Below are 17,823 nucleotides of genomic sequence, written 5' to 3'. Positions count from 1 at the left end.
GTGTCTTCTCGCTGCGGGATCTTTTTCCCAAGTGGCTCCGCCACGAGGGAAAAAGCCGTCCTCGCGAGAAGACACCTGAGAACCCGCCGGTGGTCACCTTGATTACGTGGGCTATTCGCTGCGCGAATACAGGCACGGCCTTCGGCCGCAAGGCAGGCTTGCTTCGCAGCCCAGAGCACGGCTTCGCCGCAAGGTAGGTTCGGGGTTTCGCTTGAACGAACGGCCGCTTCGCCCCCAGGACGAAGCGGCCGTTCTGCTTTCCTCAGCGAGGTTCTTCAGCAGTTGTTCTTGCTGGTGAAATCGGTGTGGCCGTAGTAGGGGACGTCTTTGCCGTTGAGCGTGACCTTGACGTCGTCGCCGCCGGAACGCTGCTCGAAGTGCAGGTGCGGGCCGGTGACGCCTCCAGTCGCCCCGGCCTCGCCGATCTTCTGCCCCGCCTTGACCTTGTCGCCCTTCGAGGCGCTCTGCACCGACAGGTGCGCGTAGCGGGTGGTCCAACCCGAGCCGTGATCGATCTCGATCCAGCGGCCGTAGCTGGTGTCGCCCTCGTTGCCGACGACGCTGACGGTGCCACCGGCGGAGGCCACCACGGGCATGCCGGTGATGCCGCTGCGCTGGAAGTCGACCGAGTTGGCCGGGCTGTGCCCGCTGAACGTGGCCGCGGTGACGGTGACCCCGCAGCGGAACGGGACCTGGAAGTTCGGCGCGGCCACCGCGGGCGCGGTGCCCGCGAACACGCCGATCCCGGTGAGCGCCGCGGTCGCCGCCGCGGCTCCGAGTCTTGCGCCGAAGGTCGTGCGACGTCGTGCTCCGGTCATGGGAACGCCTCCTCGCTCTGGGCTCCGGCACGCGCCGGAGGCACCTGACAGGGAGATCGATCCGACCACAACGCGTTCGACAAGAACAGACTGATTAGGCCATATTTCAGGTAAATCGTTGACGAAAACTCGCCAACAGCGCCGCTCAGCTCGTGGGCGGCGCGGTGGATTCGCGGGTCACCAGCCGGGGCCGGAACATCCGGGTGCGCCCGCCGAGCCGGTCGGGCAGCTCCGGGGTGAGGCGGTCCAGCAGCTCCGCGACGGCGGCGTCGGCCATCTCCTCGATCGGCTGGGCGATCGTGGTCAGGCTCGGTGCGCAGCAGTCCGCCAGCGGCACGTCGTCGAACCCCACCACCGACAGGTCGTCCGGGAGGCGCAGCCCGCGCCGGCGGGCCTCGCGCAGCGCGCCGAACGCCATCACGTCCGAGGAGCACAGCACCCCGGTCGGCGCCGGACCGTCCAGCAGCGCGGCGCACGCCCGCGCGCCACCCGCGGCGCCGAAGTCGGCGTGCGCGACCAGCTCGGGATCCGGGTCCACCGCCGCTTCCTCCAGCGCCGCGGCCCACCCGGCCCGCTTCAGCCGGGACGGAACCGCGTGCGCGGGCCCGCTGACGAACCCGATCCGGCGGTGCCCGAGATCGAGCAGGTGCCGGGTGGCGAGGTAACCCGCGAGCCGCTCGTCCACCGCGATGTCCGGCACGTCCACGGTCGGCCCGCCGCCGTTGACGAAGACCATCCGCACCCCGTCGTCGAGCAGCGAGCGGTAGCGCCGGTGCGCCCGAGGGCGGTGATCGGTGGCGGCGGCGTGCGAGCTCTCCGGCGACACGAACAGCATTCCTTCGACGCCCCGGGCCAGCAGCATCCGCACGTGCTCTTCCTCGGTCAGCGCCGCTCGCGTGTTGCACAGCAGCACGCCGTAGCCGGCTCGGGCGGCCCGCGCCTCCAGCGCCTCGGCGAACGCCGGGAACACCGGGTTCACCAGCTCCGGCACCAGCAGCCCGATCACCCCGGTGCGGCGGATCGCCGCCGCGCCGCGCGCGGTGTGCGGCATCCGGGCGAGCACGTCGAGCACCCGCTGCCGGGTCTCGTCCTTGATACCGGCCCGCCGGTTCAGCACCCGGCTCACCGTGGACACGCTGACCCCGGCCGCCGCGGCGATGTCGGCCAGCCCGGTCATGCGGTACCTCCGAGGGTCGGCCGCGCGGGGTGCCGACGTCGCCGTGGCACCCCGCGCGCGCAGATCAGCTCAGCTTCGCACCCGCGTGCAGCGCGACACCCGAGTTGCCCTGCACCGTCGTGGTGACGGTGCCGTCGTCCTGGACCTGCGCGGTGGCGCCGGTGCAGGAACCGTTCTCCAGCGCACCGGACATCACGTCGCAGTACGTCCCGGCGGGCAGCGAGGTCTGGAACTGCTGCTCCGACATCTCGCCGTCCTCCCGGTTGATCACGACGAAGCCGGCGTCACCGCGGCCGAACGCGATCCGGCCGGAACCGTCGTCCCACCAGTTCGTCAGCTCCTTGCCCTGCACGGCCTGGTGGAACCCGGCCATGCCGGCGATGATCGGCCGCTGGTGCTCGCACACCCACGCCTGGTCGGCGCAGTCCGCGGGGCTGGTCCGGCCGTCCTCGCTCGCGGGCGGCCCGGCGTCCGGGTCGTCGAAGGCGAAGCTGGAGATCAGCTGCGGCGTGCCGTACGGGTAGGCGAGCATGAACGCGTTCGCCAGGTCGTAGGAGACGCCGTCCTTGTAGGTCAGCGTCGGCTCGCTGCGCTGCGTGTCGTGGTTGTCGATGAACACCACGGCCTGGTCGCTCGGCAACGTCATCTCGTCCGGCACGTTCGCCAGCTGGGCCAGCGAGCCGTCCTTGAACGCGTTGCTGACCTTGTGGTGGTAGGCGAACTCGGTGACGTCGCCGTTGCCGGAGTACTCACCGGCCGACGTCGTCTGGTCGGCGATGACCTCCTGGAACATGTACGGCTTCGCGCCGGTGTCCGGGACCTCGTTGAGGTTACCGAAGATCGCGCCGACGTCCTCGGGCGGCATGTGCTTCACGCCGTCCACCCGGAATCCGGAGACGCCGAGGCTGATCAGGTCGTTGAGGTACCCGATCTCGGCGGACCGCACGTAGTCGGTGCCGGTCTTGAGGTCCGAGAGCCCCACGAGCTCGCAGTTGCGGACCTCCCACTGGTCGTCGTAGTTCGCGATGTCGCGGCGGCAGTCGCTGAAGTCGGCATCGCTGTACAGACCGGGGTAGTCGTACTTCGAGTGCGTCGTGCCCGCGCTGCCGACGGCGTCGCTGGCCGCCATGTGGTTCACCACGGCGTCCGCGTAGATCTCCACCCCGGCGTCGTTGCAGGCGGAGACCATCGAGGCGAACTGCTCGCGGTCGCCGCGCCGGGTCTCCAGCTGGTAGCTCACCGGCTGGTAGTCCTGGTACCACGGGTGGTTCATGCCGTCGAGCTGCACGTGCTCCTGGGGCGGCGAGACCTGGACGGCGCCGAACCCCTTCGGGCCGAGCGTGCTGCGACATTCCTGCGCGATCGAGTCCCAGGGCCACTGGAACATCTGCACGATCGGGCCGGACACCGGCGCCGTGGCCGGAGCGGGAGCCGCGGCCGGAGCAGGGGCGGGGGCAGGGGCTGCCGGAGTCACGGCAGCGGCGGCGGGCACGGCGGCCACACCCGCGAACGCGGCCGTCAGAGCTAGTACGGGTAATCGCATCCGGACAACTTTCTCGATTGAGGAACCGTCCGGTGATCACATGTTCTTTCGCCTTGTTCAGTCAATGCGCCATTGGAACCAGCGCTGAGCTGCTCTTATGTTCGCAAATTCTTGCAACCGCCGTGCTCGGCCGCTGGTGGCGGCTTCGGCGCGCACGACCGGAGGCCGCGCAGGCGCCCTCGCCCCCGACGTGAGCCGCGCTACTCGCACCCCCGCGCCGCCGGTTATCGCCGCCCGTCCACCGGTGCGCGTGCACGCTCGGCGGAGAATGCGGGGCATGCATGATGTGGAGATCCGGGAAGGCACGATCCGGCTGGGCCAGCTGCTGAAGCTGGCGGGGCTCGCCGAGCACGGAGCGGACGCGAAAGCCCTGCTCGAAGAAGGCGAAGTGCTGGTCAACGACGAGGTCGAGACCCGGCGGGGACGTCAGCTCGCGCCCGGCGACCGGATCGCCCTCGGCGACGAGGTCGTGCGGGTCGTGGCCCGCTGATCACCCGCGCACGCGAACGGCCCGGTCCCTGTCCGGGAGCCGGGCCGTCGTGAGCGCTGGAGCGGGTCAGTGGAAGGAGTCGCCGCAGGCGCAGGAGCCGCCCGCGTTCGGGTTGTCGATCGTGAAGCCCTGCTTCTCGATGGAGTCGACGAAGTCGATGACCGCGCCTTCCACGTACGGGGCGCTCATCCGGTCGACGACCACGTCGAGGCCTTCGAAGCCACGCCGCGCGTCGCCGTCGAGCGAACGCTCATCGAAGAACAGCTGGTAGCGCAGGCCCGCGCAGCCACCGGGCTGGACGGCGATGCGCAGGTGCATGTCATCGCGGCCCTCCTGCTCCAACAGCGCCTTGGCCTTCTGCGCCGCGGAGTCGGTCAAGGTGACACCGTGCTCGGGCGCCTCGCTCTCGATCGTGGTCTGGGCGGTCATGACTCTCCCTAGAGGTCTCGCTCGTCCGCTTCCGGCGTGACGTCCAACGTCGGCGCCGACCCGAGTTATTCCTGCCGACGCGGGTCGGCGGAACGATGACTCGGGAGGCGAGTCGTGTTGGTCTACCTGCCTCCATGGTGGCACAGACCGCGCCGATTCCCGCGCGAACGTCCCCGCATGTGGACGACCCCACTCGCGGAACCGACGACCTCCGGTCGAACGCACGGTCACGTGCGCCCGCTCGAGTGGCGTCGAATACCCTGGAGGTGTGAGGTTCCTTCGCCGTAGCAGCGCTGAGCAGACCGCGACCGACGACTCTCCCGCCGAGAGCACCGACGTCGGTTCGGAATCCGCCCGCGATCGCACTCCCGGCAAGGGGCGGGCCACTCCGAAGCGCCGCGAGGCCGAGAACCGCCGCCGCGGCCCGGTGGCGCCGCCGCCGAAGACGCAGCGCGAGGCGATGAAGCGCGCTCGCGGCAACAAGGAGGAGCGCCGCAAGGCCTCCCGCGAACGCCGCGAGCGGATGATGGCCGGCGACGACCGCTACCTCATGCCCCGCGACCGCGGCCCGGTGCGCGCCCACGTGCGCGACATCGTGGACACCCGCAGGCACATGATGGGCATGTTCATGCCGCTGGTGCTGATCGTGTTCGTCACCACGCTGGTGCAGAACGTCCTCGTCCAGCAGTACGCCACCTTGGCGTGCCTGGTGCTGCTGCTGACGATGCTGTTCGAGGGCACCTTGCTGGGGCGCGCGGTGAACAAGCGGGTGCGCGCGAAGTTCCCGGACGCGACCGACCGCCCGCTGTCGCTGGGCTGGTACGCCTTCACCCGCGCGATGCAGCTCCGCCGCCTGCGCGTCCCGCGCCCCCGCCTCACCCCGAAGGACTTCCACAAGATCGGCTGACCAAGGCTGTTTTTGAGCTTGGCTTGAGTAGCCGTCGCTTAGCGGAACCTCAGCGGCTTCCTCGCTGCGGGATCGATTTCTCATGTAGCACCCCTGCACAGCGAAATCGCTGTCCTCACGAGGAAACCGCTGAGAACCCGCCGATGGTCGTCTTGCTCAAGCTGGTCACTGCTCAGCGGCTCCGCCGCTGACAGGACAAACGATCAAGGGCGCCGCTCAGCTGGAAGGCGGAGGGCGAAGACGGGCGGGTGCGGTTCCGCCACCCGCTCCGCACGGCCGAATCCCCCTAGGATTCCGGCATGGAGTTTCGACGGCTCGGCAGCAGTGGCCTGTCCATCAGTGAGATCGCCTACGGCAACTGGCTGACGCACGGTTCCCAGGTCGAGGAGGACGCCGCGCGCGCCTGCGTGCGTGCCGCGCTCGACGCGGGCATCACCACCTTCGACACCGCCGACGTGTACGCGCAGACCAGGGCCGAGTCGGTGCTCGGGCGGGCGCTGTCCGGGCAGCGGCGGGAAGGCCTGGAGATCTTCACCAAGGTCTACTTCCCCACCGGCGACGGGCCGAACGATCGCGGCCTGGGGCGCAAGCACGTCATCGAGTCCTGCAACGCCTCGCTGACCCGGCTGCAGACCGACTACGTCGACCTCTACCAGGCGCACCGGTTCGACCCCACGGTGCCGCTGGAGGAGACGATGAGCGCGTTCGCGGACCTGGTCCGGCAGGGCAAAGCGCTCTACATCGGCGTCTCCGAGTGGACCGCCGAGCAGCTCACCCGCGGCGCCGAACTGGCACGCGAGCTGTCGGTGCCGCTGATCTCGAACCAGCCGGAGTACTCGATGCTGTGGCGCGTCATCGAGTCCCAGGTGGTGCCCGCCAGCGAACGGGAGGGCATCGGCCAGATCGTCTTCTCCCCGATCGCCCAGGGTGTGCTGACCGGCAAGTACCTGCCGGGCGAGCAGCCGCCCGCCGGTTCGCGGGCGACCGACGAGGGCGGCGGTTCCTCGATGATCTCCCGGTGGATGCGCGACGACGTGCTGGGCGCGGTGCAGCGGCTCAAGCCGATCGCGAGCGACCTGGGGTTGTCCACCGCCCAGCTCGCCGTGGCGTGGGTGCTGCAGAACCCGAACGTCTCGGCGGCGATCATCGGCGCGTCCCGGCCGGAGCAGGTCGCCGACAACGCCGCCGCCTCCGGCGTGGAGCTCGGCGAGGACGTGCTGGACCGCATCGACGACGTGCTCGGCGAGCTCGTCACCAGCGATCCGCGCCGGACCCGGTCGCACTGACCGCACCGGCGTCGTGAGCTGTCCCCCGGATCACCCGCCGAGGACCTCCGCGGGTGATCGGGGACGGGTACGGTTCGACCAGCCGCTCACCCGAACGCAGGAGGTCCCCGGTGTCCGCGTCCACCCCCGCGCGCACGCTGGTGCTCGGTGGTGCCCGGTCCGGGAAGTCCGCGCACGCCGAAGGTCTCGTCGACGCGGACGAGTCCGTCAGCTACGTCGCGACCTCCCGCCGCGACCCGGCCGACGCCGAGTGGACCGAGCGCATCGCCGCGCACGTCGCCCGCAGGCCCGCGCACTGGACCACCGTCGAGGCGGCGGCCCCCGACTCGTTGATCACCGCGCTGCGCGGGGCGTCCCCGGACGGGCCGACGCTGCTGGTGGACGACCTGGCGACCTGGCTCACCGGCGCGCTCGACGACGCGGGCGCCTGGGAGCGCGACCCGGCGGCGCTGCGGCAGGTCGACGCGCACTGCGCCGCGCTCGCCGACGCCACCGCCGCCTGCGCTGCCCGGCTGGTGCTGGTCTCGGCCGAGGTCGGACTCGGCATCGTGCCCGCGACCAGGTCTGGAAGACTTTTCCGCGACCGGCTCGGCGAGCTCAACGCGCGGCTCGCCGAACGCTGCGACGAAGTGCTGCTGCTCGTCGCCGGTGTCCCGCTGCGGTTGCGCTGACCCCCTGCCCGCGCCCGCACCGACCACGGAGGTAACCCTTGTCCACCGCACCCGAGAACACCCCGATCCGGTTCGGCGCCGTGCAGTCCCCGGACGACCAGGCGCGGCGGCAGGCGGTGGCCCGGCAGGAGCAGCTCACCAAACCGGCCGGCTCCCTGGGGCGGCTGGAGGAGCTCGGCGTGTGGGTCGCGAGCCGCCAGGGCACCTGCCCGCCGCGCGCGTTCACCCGTCCCCGCGTGGTGATCTTCGCCGGGGACCACGGGGTCGCCGAGCACGGCGTGTCGGCCTACCCCAGCGAGGTCACCGGCCAGATGGTGCGCAACTTCCTCGACGGCGGCGCCGCGGTGAACGCGCTGGCCCGCGCGAACGGGGCCACGGTGCGGGTGCTGGACATGGCGGTGAACGCGGAGACGCCGCAGGTCGTCGCCGCCCGCAAGGTCCGCCGCGGCTCCGGCGCGATCGACCGCGAGGACGCGCTCACCGAGGACCAGGTGCGGGCCGCGATCGAAGCGGGCCGCGACACCGCCGACGAGGAGATCGACTCCGGCGCGGACCTGCTCATCGCCGGAGACATGGGCATCGGCAACACGACGCCCGCGGCCGTGCTCATCGCCGCGCTCACCGGCATCGAACCGGTCGCCGTCGTGGGGCGCGGCACCGGCATCGACGACAACGCGTGGATGCGCAAGACCGCCGCGATCCGCGACGCGCTGCGCCGCGCCCGGCCGGTCCTCAACGACCCGGTGGCGCTGCTGCGCACGTCCGGTGGCGCGGACATCGCCGCGCTGGCCGGGTTCCTCGCGCAGGCCGCGGTGCGGCGCACCCCGGTGCTGCTGGACGGCGTCGTCGTCGGTGCGGCGGCGATGGTCGCCGAGGAGCTCACGCCCGGCGCGCGGCAGTGGTGGCTGGCCGGGCACCGCTCGGCGGAGCCGGGTGGCGCGCTGGTGCTCGAACACCTCGACCTGAGCCCGATCCTCGACCTGGAGCTGCGGCTCGGCGAGGGGTCCGGCGCCTTGACCGCGCTGCCGGTGCTGTCGGCCGCGGTGCACGTGCTCGCCGAGATGGCCACGTTCGGCGAAGCCGGGGTCGGCGGCCCGACCTCCGCCGAAGCCACCGGCCCGGACGCGGGCGAGCAAGAGCTGTGACGGTGCACGCGCTCGGCGGCTCGGCGGGCTCGCGGTGAACGGTCTGCTGCTGGCGCTGTCCTGGCTGACGGTGCTGCCCCTTCCCGCCCGCGAGGTCGACGCCCGCGCCTGCCGCCAGGCGATCGCGTTGGCACCGCTGGTGGGCGCGCTGCTCGGCGCGTTCGGCGCGGCCCTGCTGTGGGCGCTGACCGCGCTCGGCGCCCCCGGCCTGCTCGCCGGGCTGCTCACCGTGGCGGCGTGGGCGCTGGTCACCCGGGGCATGCACGTGGACGGGCTCGCCGACACCGTCGACGGCCTCGGTTGCTACGGACCGCCGGAGCGGGCGCTGTCGGTGATGCGCGACGGCGGCGCGGGCCCGTTCGCGGTGGTCGCGCTGATCGTCGTCGTCGGGGTCCAGGCGAGCGCGCTCGCGGAACTCGCGGCGTCCGGGCAGTGGTTCGCGGCGGTCGCGGCCTGCGCGGTGGGCCGGGCCGCGTTCGTGTTCTGCTGCCGACGCGGGCTGCCCGCCGCCCGCCCGGAAGGCATGGGCTCGCTGGTCGCGGGCACCCAGCCGTGGTGGGTGGTGGCCGCGTGGTGGGTCGTGCTGCTGGTGGGGTGCGCGTTCGCGCTGCCCGGCGCGTGGTGGCTCGGACCGGTGGCGGTGCTGCTGGCGGGCGCGTTCCTGCTGGTGTTCACCGCGCACGTGCGGCGGCGGTTCGGCGGCGTCACCGGCGACGTCCTCGGCGCCGCCACCGAGCTCACCACCACCCTCGTGCTCGCGGTGTCGGTCCTCGGCTGAAGCGGTCGTCCTGTCGGCGGCGAAAACCGTCGAACGGTGACCACCTGCGCAGCGGGGTCCGCGGAATCCGCCTTTGATCTTGGCCAGGGGTCGAGTAGCGGACCCTCAGCGGCTCGGACGAGGAGCGCAGCTCATCTGAAAGCCGAATCGAAGACGCCGGTTCTTTCCGGAGAAATCCAGCAGCGAGGCGACCGCGCTCCACCCGTCCAGGAACGACTCCTCACCCTCCGGCGATCGACGGGATGATCCTGATCTCCGTGCCCTCCCGCACCCGCGACGCGGCACCGTCGAGCGACCGGCATTCCGCGTCGTCCAAGTAGAAGTTGACGTAGCGCCGCAAGGCGCGGCTCTCGTCCCGCAGCCGCCGTTCCAAACCGGGATGCCGCCGGCCCAGCACGTCGAGCACGCCCCCGAGCGTGGCGTCCTGCACCTCGATCTCCAACCGCTGCGCGCCGTCCGCGTGCTCGCGCAGCAGCCGCGGCAGCAACACCGTCACCCGCATCGCCACCACCACCTCACACGACCGCCGCGCGCAGCGACAGCACGTCGGGCAGGTGGCTCGCGACCTGCCGCCAGTCGTCGCCGTCACCGCTGCCCGCGTACACCTCGCCGCTGCGGGAGCCGAAGTACACCCCGGCCGGATCCGCGTCGTCCACGCACAGCGCGTCGCGCATCACCGCCGACCAGAACCGGTCCGGCAACCCCCGCGACAGCGCCGTCCACGACTCCCCCGCGTCCTCGCTGCGGTAGACGCGGCACCGCCCGTCCGGCGGGTAGCGCGTCGTGTCGGCGGTCAGCGGGAACCCGTACACGACGTCGGGGCGGTGCGGGTGCGTGACGATCGGGAAGCCGAAGTCGCTGGGCAGGCCGTCGGCGATGGACTGCCAGGTCGCCGCGTCGTCGTCGCTGCGGTAGACGCCGTGGTGGTTCTGCAGGAAGAACCGCTCCGGCTTCGCCGGGTGCCGGGCGATCTTGTGCACGCACTGGCCGAACTCCGGGTACTGGTCCGGGTAGAAGTAGGCCTTGATGCCGGTGTTGCTCGCCTGCCAGCTGCGACCGCCGTCGGCCGTCCGGTAGACGCCGCCCGCGGACATCGCCACCACCGCGCGCTCGCGGTCGTGCGGGTGCGGCAGCACGGTGTGCACCGCCATCCCCCCGAAACCCGGTGTCCAGTGCTCGCGGTGCGGGTGGTCCCACAGGCCGCGCACCAGCTCGAACGTCCGGCCGCGGTCCTCCGACCGGAACAGCGCCGACGGCTCCGTCCCCGCGTAGACCACGTCGGGCTGGTCCACCGGTCCCGGCGCGAGCTGCCACACCCGTTCCAGGGCGGCCCCGGTGCCGTCGGGGAACGCGATCGGCGCCGCCTCCGGCTCCTGCCAGGTGGCGCCGAGGTCGTCGCTGGTCACGACGCTGGGTCCGAAGTGCGTGCTGGAGGCGCCGACGAGCAGCCGCGGCGCGCTCCGCGTGTCCACGGCGACGGCGTAGATCTCGGCCATCGGCAGGTGCGGTCCGGTGACCTCCCAGTCCGCGCCGCCGCGGCGGTGCGCCAGCCACAGCCCCTTGCGAGTGCCGATCAAGAGCAGAACGTGGTTCGACATGTCCGTCTCCCCCATGTGGTGATGCGAGTCACCTGGAAGCTACTCCGGGGCACCGACGGCCACTCGGGCCGAAAGCAACGACACCCTCCCCGACCTGCGGAGAGGGTGTCGTCGGAAGCGGGACGTCAGGCCAGCGGGACCATCCAGCCGTGCTCGTCGGCGGCGGTGCCCTGCTGGATGGCGGTGAGCCGGTCGCGCAGCCGCATCGTCACCTCGCCGGCCTGGCCGTCGGCGATGCCGAACTCGCCGTCCTGGTGCTTCACGTGTCCGACGGGGGTGATCACGGCGGCGGTGCCGCAGGCGAACACCTCGGTGAGCTCACCGGAGCGGGCGCGCTTCTCCCACTCGTCGGTGGTGATCCGGCGCTCCTCCACGGTCAATCCCAGGTCCGCGCCCAGCTGGAGCACCGAGGAGCGGGTGACGCCGGGCAGCAGGCTGCCGGACAGCTCCGGCGTGACCAGGCGCGCGTCGGAACCGGAGCCGAAGACGAAGAACAGGTTCATCCCGCCCATCTCCTCGACCGCGCGGCGCTCCACCGCGTCCAGCCACACCACCTGGTCGCAGCCGTTCTCCACGGCCTGGGCCTGCGCGACGAACGAGGCCGCGTAGTTGCCCGCGAACTTGGCCGCGCCGGTGCCGCCGGGTGCGGCCCGCACGTACTCGTGGCCGAGCCACACCGTGACCGGCTTGACGCCGCCGGAGAAGTACGAGCCCGCGGGCGAGGCGATCACCGAGTACAGGTACTCGTTCGCCGGGCGGTTCACGCCGAGGCTGACCTCGGTGGAGATCATGAACGGCCGCAGGTACAGCGAGCTCTCCCCGGCCTCCGGCACCCACGCGCGGTCGACGTCGATCAGGTCGCGCAGCGAGTCGAGGAACACCTGCTCGGGCAGTTCCGGCATCGCGATGCGCCGCGCCGAGCGCTGGAAGCGCTGCGCGTTCTGCTCCGGGCGGAACGCCGCGATGGCTCCGTCGGGCTGCCGGTAGGCCTTCAAGCCCTCGAAGATCGCCTGCGCGTAGTGCAGCACCGTCGTGGCGGGGTCGAGTTCGAGCGAGTGGTACGCCTCGATCTTCGCGTCGTACCAACCGCGCTCCGCGGAGAACCGCACGGTCGCCATGTGATCGGTGAAGAACTTCCCGAAACCGGGATTCGCCAGTACGTCCGCGCGGTGCGCCTCGGTGGCGGGATGCGAACTGGGGAACCGGGAGAACGAGAGTTCTTCTGTCATGCCGGTACCGTATCGCGCGGCTCAGAACAGTGGAAACCGGTATACCAGTGGTCGGTCCTCCTAGTTTTCCGGGCTCAGCGACGGCATTCGTACCGGTCCCGCTACGAAGCGGGCGAAGCCGTACCTGATGATCGCGGCGTCGCTCTATGATGGACACATGACTCACCCGGAGAACCTGCCCGTGAGCGGGCCGACGACGGTCCAGCAGGACACGCTGGCCGCCGCACTGGGCCTGCTGATGCCGTTGGGCGGCGGACTGCTCGTCATGTGGGGCTACGCCTGGCTGGGCGTGTTCGGCGGGATTCTCGGTGCCGCCGGTGTCGCCTGGTGGGGTTTCTGGTGGTACGGCAAGCACAAGACGCTGTTCCCGAAGGACCTGCGCGGCGGCCAGGTGGGCGGCATCGCGGCCCTCGCGGCGGTGTTCGGCCTGTTCTTCTTCCTGGCCCTCTGATCCGAGCGCGCCGCGAGCCCGTGGCTCAGCGGCCCTCGGCAGGTCAGGACACCAGGTCCTCGGGCAACGAGGGCAGCGGCCAGGCGGGGTCCGGGCGGGCGTCGCAGTAGGTGCCGTCGAACGGGAACCTGCCGCGTTCGGCGAGGTGCGCCATCCGCTCGCCCTCCGCGCGCAACCGGCTCAGCCGCGCCTGGTCGATGCGGCCCGCGGTGAGCGCCGAGCTCAGCTCGTCCTCGTCCTTCCAGGCCCACTCGCCGCCGGGGAAGACCTCCAGGTCCAGCACGCCGTCGACGCGGTTCACGCCGGTCTCGTCGCGGCCGAGCGGCACCTCGAGGTTCACGTACCAGTTGCGGAACGTGCCGTCGGCCTCGAAGAACCACCACACCGACGACCAGTGCTCGGCGAACACGAGCCGCAGCGTGGCGGTGGTGTGCCAGACCGACAGCGCGGGCACCCGGACGCCGGAGAACCGCTCGTGCAGCGGGAGCTCGCGGGGTTTGCGGCCGTCCGGCGACGTGGTGATGCGGATCGGCGTGCCCGGCAGCACCCAGCACAGCACCCGGTCCGGGGCGTCGCTGACCACGCGCGCCGGGTGCACGGTGCCCAACGATCCGTCGAGCCGCCAGAACCGGTAGAGGATGTCCGATCCGGGCGCCCACTCCCCCGGGGCCGCGCCGAGCCGTGCACCACGTTCCGGACCGCTTTCGAGCATGCCGACCTCAACTCCAGCGCCGAGAGACCAGGCCCGCGAGCAACGGACCGGCGATGACCACCACGAGCGTTCCGAGCATCGCATGAACGGGCATGCTCATGGCCAGGATCACCGCCAATCCCATGCCCAGGCAGGCGGAACGCATCCGCCACACCTGGTCGTCGGCGAGCAGCACCCGCGCGGCGGCGTTGGCCAGCGCGTGGTGCACGAGCAGGCAGCACGAGGCGAACGCCATCGCGGGCACCGGCGGCACCAGCAGGGCCACCGCGGCCGCGGCGACGCCCGCGCACAGGTCCAGCAGGTACGGCGTCCCGGCGCGGCTCTCGCGGCCCAGCGCGGCGGGCAGGTCCTGATCGCGCTGCACCGCCAGCGCGGTGGAGCGCAACGACTCCAGGACGCCCAGCAGCACCGGGAACAGCGCGAGCCCCACGGCGGTGCCGACCATCGGCCGCAGCCGGCCCCCGGCCGCGGCGTCGAGCGCGTCGAGCAGCGGCTGCCCGGAAAGTGCCAGCCGCGCCGGGCCGAGCTGGTGCAGCAGCGCCCAGGCCAGCAGCGACACCACGACGCCGGTGACGACCAGGGAGGCGATGACGCCCCACTTCACGATCACGCCCCGGTGCCGGTCCCGTTCCTCGGCCGGGGCGGTGAGCCGTTCGAAGCCGAGGAAGCCGAAGAACAGCACTCCCGCGGCACCGGTGATCCCGATGGCGCCGTCCTCCTGCGCGGCGCCCATCGGCGGGGATTCGGGCGGCTCGATCGCGAAGCACACCGCGATCACCAGACCCACCACGGCCAGCGTGAGCAGCAGCCAGACCCAGGCGGCGGCGCCGCGGATCCGCAGTCCCGCGGTCGCGGCCAGCACGACGAGCAGCACGATCGCCGAGGAGATGACCGGTGGCGCGGCGGGCATCGCGTGCTCGGCGATCACCCTGGCGATCGCCGCCAGCGCCGCGACCTGGCCCGCCAGCGCGGTGGCGGCTCCGAACCGCGCGGGCAGCACGCCCAGCCGCGCGCGGATGCACGCGTATCCGGCGCCGGGGCCCCGGTAGCTCGCGGACTGGTGCGCCGAGGCGAGCGCGCTGCAGGCCACCGCGACCAGCACCAGCGGCACCGCGAGCAGCAGCAGCGGCCCGGCGGCGAGCGCGGCGGGCGCGATGCCGACGAACAGGCCCGCGCCGAGCATGCCGCCCAGCGCGAGCGGCAGCGCCGAGCCGATCGAGCGCCGGGCCCGACCCCCGCCGACGGACTCCGCCGGTGAGCTCGCCGCTTGTTCCGCGACCTGTTGCGCCACCCGACCACCCTCGCAGAACGCCGTTTCCGCCGGCGGCCGTCCGCCGGTCGACATCGGCCGGGCGCACCCGTTCGGCGGCTCCGATCCCGGTGCCGCGCGGCCTCGGCGCACCCCGGCCTGCGGGGGCACAGCCTACGCATCGGGTCCGGCGGGCTTCGGCGGCTCAGCGGTCGCACGGCCCTCCGGCCTTCGTCGATCGTGCCACGCCATGTGGTGATCTCGTTCCGGAGAGTGCCCGCGCGTGCGCGGTCGTGCGTGCGTTCAGCCTGGTCATCGACTCCGCCACAAAAACGCCTCCGGGCCGGGTGACGTTCTTCCGGGCGAGTCCGAGCACGGCTGGTCACGGCTCCCGCCCGGCCGCGGGGACCGCCCCGACTTGAGCACATCGGGGGAAGTCGGAGGCCGAGCGGCCCGAGCACTGATCAACGCGGGGCTAAGCTCGGTGCACAACGGCGCGTCCGGTGCGCGAGCCCCGGACCGCCTCGCAGATCCACCTCGGCCCGCTGCTTCTAGAGTGGCGGGCGCGGGAAGGCCTCCGACCAGGTCAAGCCCGCCGGGGACCCGGTCCCCGCGTTCCACGCCCACCATCGACGGCGATTCGCCCGGAGGAACACACGTGAGCACGCCGAAACTCGCCCTCACCGACACCAAGGCCGCGAAGCTGACCGCGGACGTCCTGGTCATCGGCACCGTCTCCGGTGCCGACGGTCCGGAGATCGCGCCCGGCGGCGAGGAGGTGGCCGCGGCCTTCGACGGTGATCTGGCGAAGGTGCTCGCGACGCTCGGCGCCACCGGCAAGGCCGAAGAGGTCGTCAAGCTGCCCGCGAGCGGGCTGCGCGCGGACGTGCTGCTGGCCGTCGGCCTCGGCAAGATCACCGGCGACGCCCCCACCGGCGAGCAGGTGCGCCGCGCCGCGGGCTCCGCGGCCCGCGCCCTCAGCGGCATCGGCCACGCCGCGACCACGCTGGGCGCGCTGGACCTCGCCGCGACCGTGCAGGGCACCGTGCTGGGCGCCTACTCGTTCCGCAAGTACAAGTCCGAGCCCGGCGACGACCCGGTCGGCCAGGTCGACCTGATCGTGCCGGACGCGAAGGACGACGCGGCCAAGCACGCGCTCAAGGGCGGCACCGCGATCGGCGAGTCCGTCACCATCGCCCGCGACCTGATCAACACCCCGCCGAACGACCTGTTCCCCGCCTCGTTCGCCGAACGCGCGAGCGAGCTCGGCCGCTCCGCCGGGCTGGAGGTCGAGGTGCTCGACGAGGCGGCGCTGCGCAAGGGCGGCTTCGGCGGCATCCTCGGCGTCGGCGCCGGTTCGAGCCGCCCGCCGCGCCTGGTCCGGCTGCGGCACAAGGGCCCGAAGGCCGCGAAGAAGGTCGCGTTGGTCGGCAAGGGCGTCACCTTCGACACCGGCGGCATCTCGCTCAAGCCCGCGGCCTCCATGGACGAGATGACCTCGGACATGTCCGGCGCCGCCGCCGTGATCGCGACGATGGTGCTGGTCGCGAAGCTGAACTACCCGCTGGACGTGACCGCCACGGTGCCGATGGTGGAGAACATGCCCTCCGGCACCGCCTACCGGCCGGGCGACGTGCTGAGCATGTACGGCGGCAAGACCGTCGAGATCCTCAACACCGACGCCGAAGGCCGCCTGATCCTCGCGGACGCCATCGTGCGGGCCGCCGAGGACGAGCCGGACTACCTGATCGAGACGTCCACGCTCACCGGCGCGCAGGTCGTGGCGCTGGGCAAGCGCACGCCCGCGGTGATGGGCGACGAGGACTTCCGCGACCGGGTCGCGAAGCTCTCGCAGGCCACCGGTGAGGGCGCCTGGCCGATGCCGCTGCCCGAGGAGCTGCGCGGCGACCTGGACTCGAAGCTCGCCGACCTGGCCAACGTCGCCGGGCACCGCTGGGGCGGCATGCTCTCGGCGGGGCTGTTCCTGAAGGAGTTCGTCGCCGAGGGCCTGCCGTGGGCGCACATCGACGTGGCCGGTCCGGCGTACAACACGAACTCGCCGTGGGGCTACACCTCGAAGGGCGGCACCGGCGTCCCGGTGCGCACCATCGCGGCCGTGCTCGCCGACATCGCCGAGAACGGCTGACGCCGAGCCCGTGCTCTGCCCGGAGGCCCGTCGAGTGCGCTCGGCGGGCCTCCCGCGCGTCGCGACCCCGCCGGATCCGCTTTGTGAGGCGCATCTCAAAGGGATCACCACTGGCCGCACCCGCGATGCCAGGATGGGGTGGTGAGCGACTCCATCGAGCGGCAGCCGACCCCACCCGCGCCGGCGAGCCACGGTTTCGCGGTCGAAGTGGTGTGGACCGGCAACACCGGCGCGGGCACCAGCAGCTACCACAGCTACGAGCGGACCCACGAGGTGCGCGCGGAGGGCAAGAACCCCATCGAGGCGTCCGCGGACCCCGCGTTCCTCGGCGACTCCGACCGGTACAACCCGGAGGAGATGCTGATCGCCTCGCTGTCGCAGTGCCACATGCTGTGGTTCCTGCACTTGGCGGCGGACCACGGCGTGGTGGTGATCGGCTACCACGACCGGGCGCAGGGGGTGCTCGCGGAGAACGCCGACGGCTCCGGCCGGTTCCGCGAAGTCGTGCTCAGCCCCGAGGTGACCGTCGAGGACCTGGCCAGCGTGGACGTCGCGGAAGCGTTGCACGAACGGGCCCACGAGCTCTGCTACATCTCGAAGTCGGTGAACTTCCCGGTGCGCCTGGCCCCGTCCACCCGCGTCGCGAACTAGCCCAGGTCGCGGCGCCGCTCCCGGTCCCGTAAGACCCGCTGGCGGGCCTGGTAGTCGCGCATCCGCTGCGGGTAGCCGAGCTTCGCGACCTCGTAGCAGGGCAGCCCGTGCTTGCGGGCGAAGCGGAACGCCGCCTCGGGCCCGTTCACCCGGCGCCGGGTCCACTCGCCGTCGTGAGCGACCAGCAGGACCGTGGTCTCGGTGACCGTGGTTCGGGGTTCGACGAACGCTTCCACGCCGTGGCGCTGCTGGGCCCAGGCCCGCAAGTGATCGGAATCTCGGGAATCCGCGGGGCGGCCGGTGCCCCGCCTGCGGCGGAAACGATCGAACAGACCCACAGCATTCGCCTCCCCGAACCTGGAAGCCCGGCGGCTTCGGATTCGATTCACCCCTGGCACCGCCGGCACTCGGAACGCCTTCGAAAACCAGTGCTCCCGTTCGCGATGATGCCACCGGGCGCCTGTGACGAAGCTGAGAATCGTAAAAAACGATTCAGTGGTCTCGCGCACGTTCACGCGATCAGAACGAGCCCACGTCGCGTCG

General features: G+C 72.0%; 19 protein-coding genes and 1 pseudogene. 10 read left to right on the top strand and 10 right to left on the bottom strand.

What is annotated here, in order from left to right:
- A partial coding sequence (locus ACWD38_RS23840; RefSeq protein WP_450124926.1) for a hypothetical protein occupies positions 1 to 197 on the top strand: 197 nt, incomplete at its 5' end.
- Between the two features lie 81 nt (positions 198 to 278).
- Here ACWD38_RS23840 and ACWD38_RS23835 read toward each other — a convergent pair.
- The 3 genes and pseudogenes from ACWD38_RS23835 to ACWD38_RS23825 all read right to left on the bottom strand — a co-directional run.
- A pseudogene (locus ACWD38_RS23835) lies at positions 279 to 818 on the bottom strand (M23 family metallopeptidase); the annotation flags it as partial.
- Positions 819 to 963: 145 nt separating this feature from the next.
- Positions 964 to 1,995: a LacI family DNA-binding transcriptional regulator gene (locus ACWD38_RS23830; protein ID WP_184477886.1), complete on the bottom strand. Its 1,032-nt coding sequence runs from the start codon at positions 1,993 to 1,995 to the stop codon at positions 964 to 966.
- 64 nt (positions 1,996 to 2,059) lie between these two features.
- Entirely contained in the window at positions 2,060 to 3,538 is a 1,479-nt protein-coding gene (locus ACWD38_RS23825; RefSeq protein WP_184477885.1) for an alpha-amylase, read from the bottom strand.
- A 277-nt stretch (positions 3,539 to 3,815) separates the two neighbouring features.
- Between ACWD38_RS23825 and ACWD38_RS23820 the strand changes: the two genes are divergently transcribed.
- The gene (locus ACWD38_RS23820; RefSeq protein ID WP_184477884.1) at positions 3,816 to 4,028 is read left to right on the top strand and encodes an RNA-binding S4 domain-containing protein; all 213 of its coding nucleotides are present in this window, start codon (positions 3,816 to 3,818) and stop codon (positions 4,026 to 4,028) included.
- Positions 4,029 to 4,094: 66 nt separating this feature from the next.
- On the opposite strand, the gene ACWD38_RS23815 is transcribed toward ACWD38_RS23820, so the two are convergent.
- Positions 4,095 to 4,457, bottom strand: coding sequence for a HesB/IscA family protein (locus tag ACWD38_RS23815; RefSeq protein WP_184477883.1), 363 nt, complete (start codon positions 4,455 to 4,457; stop codon positions 4,095 to 4,097).
- A 268-nt stretch (positions 4,458 to 4,725) separates the two neighbouring features.
- Here ACWD38_RS23815 and ACWD38_RS23810 point away from each other — a divergent pair, with 268 nt between their 5' ends.
- From ACWD38_RS23810 to cobS, 5 genes are all read left to right on the top strand, one after another.
- On the top strand, positions 4,726 to 5,364 hold the full coding sequence (locus ACWD38_RS23810) for a DUF3043 domain-containing protein (protein WP_184477882.1): 639 nt from the start codon (positions 4,726 to 4,728) through the stop codon (positions 5,362 to 5,364).
- A gap of 299 nt (positions 5,365 to 5,663) precedes the next feature.
- The gene (locus ACWD38_RS23805) at positions 5,664 to 6,650 is read left to right on the top strand and encodes an aldo/keto reductase family protein (protein WP_450124925.1); all 987 of its coding nucleotides are present in this window, start codon (positions 5,664 to 5,666) and stop codon (positions 6,648 to 6,650) included.
- A 110-nt stretch (positions 6,651 to 6,760) separates the two neighbouring features.
- Positions 6,761 to 7,321, top strand: coding sequence for a bifunctional adenosylcobinamide kinase/adenosylcobinamide-phosphate guanylyltransferase (gene cobU, locus ACWD38_RS23800; protein WP_184477880.1), 561 nt, complete (start codon positions 6,761 to 6,763; stop codon positions 7,319 to 7,321).
- A gap of 38 nt (positions 7,322 to 7,359) precedes the next feature.
- Complete coding sequence (gene cobT, locus ACWD38_RS23795) at positions 7,360 to 8,466, top strand: nicotinate-nucleotide--dimethylbenzimidazole phosphoribosyltransferase (protein ID WP_184477879.1); 1,107 nt, start codon at positions 7,360 to 7,362, stop codon at positions 8,464 to 8,466.
- 34 nt (positions 8,467 to 8,500) lie between these two features.
- Entirely contained in the window at positions 8,501 to 9,244 is a 744-nt protein-coding gene (cobS, locus tag ACWD38_RS23790; RefSeq protein ID WP_450124924.1) for an adenosylcobinamide-GDP ribazoletransferase, read from the top strand.
- Positions 9,245 to 9,464: 220 nt separating this feature from the next.
- Here the strand turns inward: cobS and ACWD38_RS23785 are convergent, their stop codons facing one another.
- From ACWD38_RS23785 to ACWD38_RS23775, 3 genes are all read right to left on the bottom strand, one after another.
- On the bottom strand, positions 9,465 to 9,746 hold the full coding sequence (locus ACWD38_RS23785; protein ID WP_184477877.1) for a MoaD/ThiS family protein: 282 nt from the start codon (positions 9,744 to 9,746) through the stop codon (positions 9,465 to 9,467).
- Positions 9,747 to 9,759: 13 nt separating this feature from the next.
- Positions 9,760 to 10,842, bottom strand: coding sequence for a WD40/YVTN/BNR-like repeat-containing protein (locus ACWD38_RS23780; RefSeq protein WP_450124923.1), 1,083 nt, complete (start codon positions 10,840 to 10,842; stop codon positions 9,760 to 9,762).
- Between the two features lie 125 nt (positions 10,843 to 10,967).
- Positions 10,968 to 12,071, bottom strand: a complete 1,104-nt coding sequence (locus ACWD38_RS23775; RefSeq protein WP_184477875.1) for a branched-chain amino acid aminotransferase — start codon at positions 12,069 to 12,071, stop codon at positions 10,968 to 10,970.
- 157 nt (positions 12,072 to 12,228) lie between these two features.
- On the opposite strand from ACWD38_RS23775, the gene ACWD38_RS23770 reads away from it, so the two are divergent.
- Positions 12,229 to 12,522 (top strand): hypothetical protein, encoded by a 294-nt coding sequence (locus ACWD38_RS23770; protein WP_184477874.1) that lies wholly within the window; start codon positions 12,229 to 12,231, stop codon positions 12,520 to 12,522.
- 43 nt (positions 12,523 to 12,565) lie between these two features.
- Here ACWD38_RS23770 and ACWD38_RS23765 read toward each other — a convergent pair whose 3' ends face one another.
- Positions 12,566 to 13,234 carry a DUF402 domain-containing protein gene (locus ACWD38_RS23765; RefSeq protein WP_184477873.1) on the bottom strand — a complete coding sequence of 223 codons (669 nt, stop codon included), beginning with the start codon at positions 13,232 to 13,234 and terminating at the stop codon, positions 12,566 to 12,568.
- 7 nt (positions 13,235 to 13,241) lie between these two features.
- Positions 13,242 to 14,525, bottom strand: a complete 1,284-nt coding sequence (locus tag ACWD38_RS23760; RefSeq protein ID WP_343071253.1) for an APC family permease — start codon at positions 14,523 to 14,525, stop codon at positions 13,242 to 13,244.
- Between the two features lie 616 nt (positions 14,526 to 15,141).
- Here ACWD38_RS23760 and ACWD38_RS23755 point away from each other — a divergent pair.
- Entirely contained in the window at positions 15,142 to 16,629 is a 1,488-nt protein-coding gene (locus tag ACWD38_RS23755; RefSeq protein WP_184477872.1) for a leucyl aminopeptidase, read from the top strand.
- 141 nt (positions 16,630 to 16,770) lie between these two features.
- On the top strand, positions 16,771 to 17,280 hold the full coding sequence (locus tag ACWD38_RS23750; RefSeq protein WP_343071252.1) for an OsmC family protein: 510 nt from the start codon (positions 16,771 to 16,773) through the stop codon (positions 17,278 to 17,280).
- On the opposite strand, the gene ACWD38_RS23745 is transcribed toward ACWD38_RS23750, so the two are convergent.
- The gene (locus ACWD38_RS23745; RefSeq protein WP_184477871.1) at positions 17,277 to 17,618 is read right to left on the bottom strand and encodes an oxidoreductase; all 342 of its coding nucleotides are present in this window, start codon (positions 17,616 to 17,618) and stop codon (positions 17,277 to 17,279) included. The genes ACWD38_RS23750 and ACWD38_RS23745 overlap by 4 nt on opposite strands.
- Positions 17,619 to 17,823 lie beyond the last annotated feature (205 nt).

The organism is Saccharopolyspora sp. NPDC002578, assembly GCF_053592695.1.
This window is presented reverse-complemented; position numbering and strand designations above follow the sequence as displayed.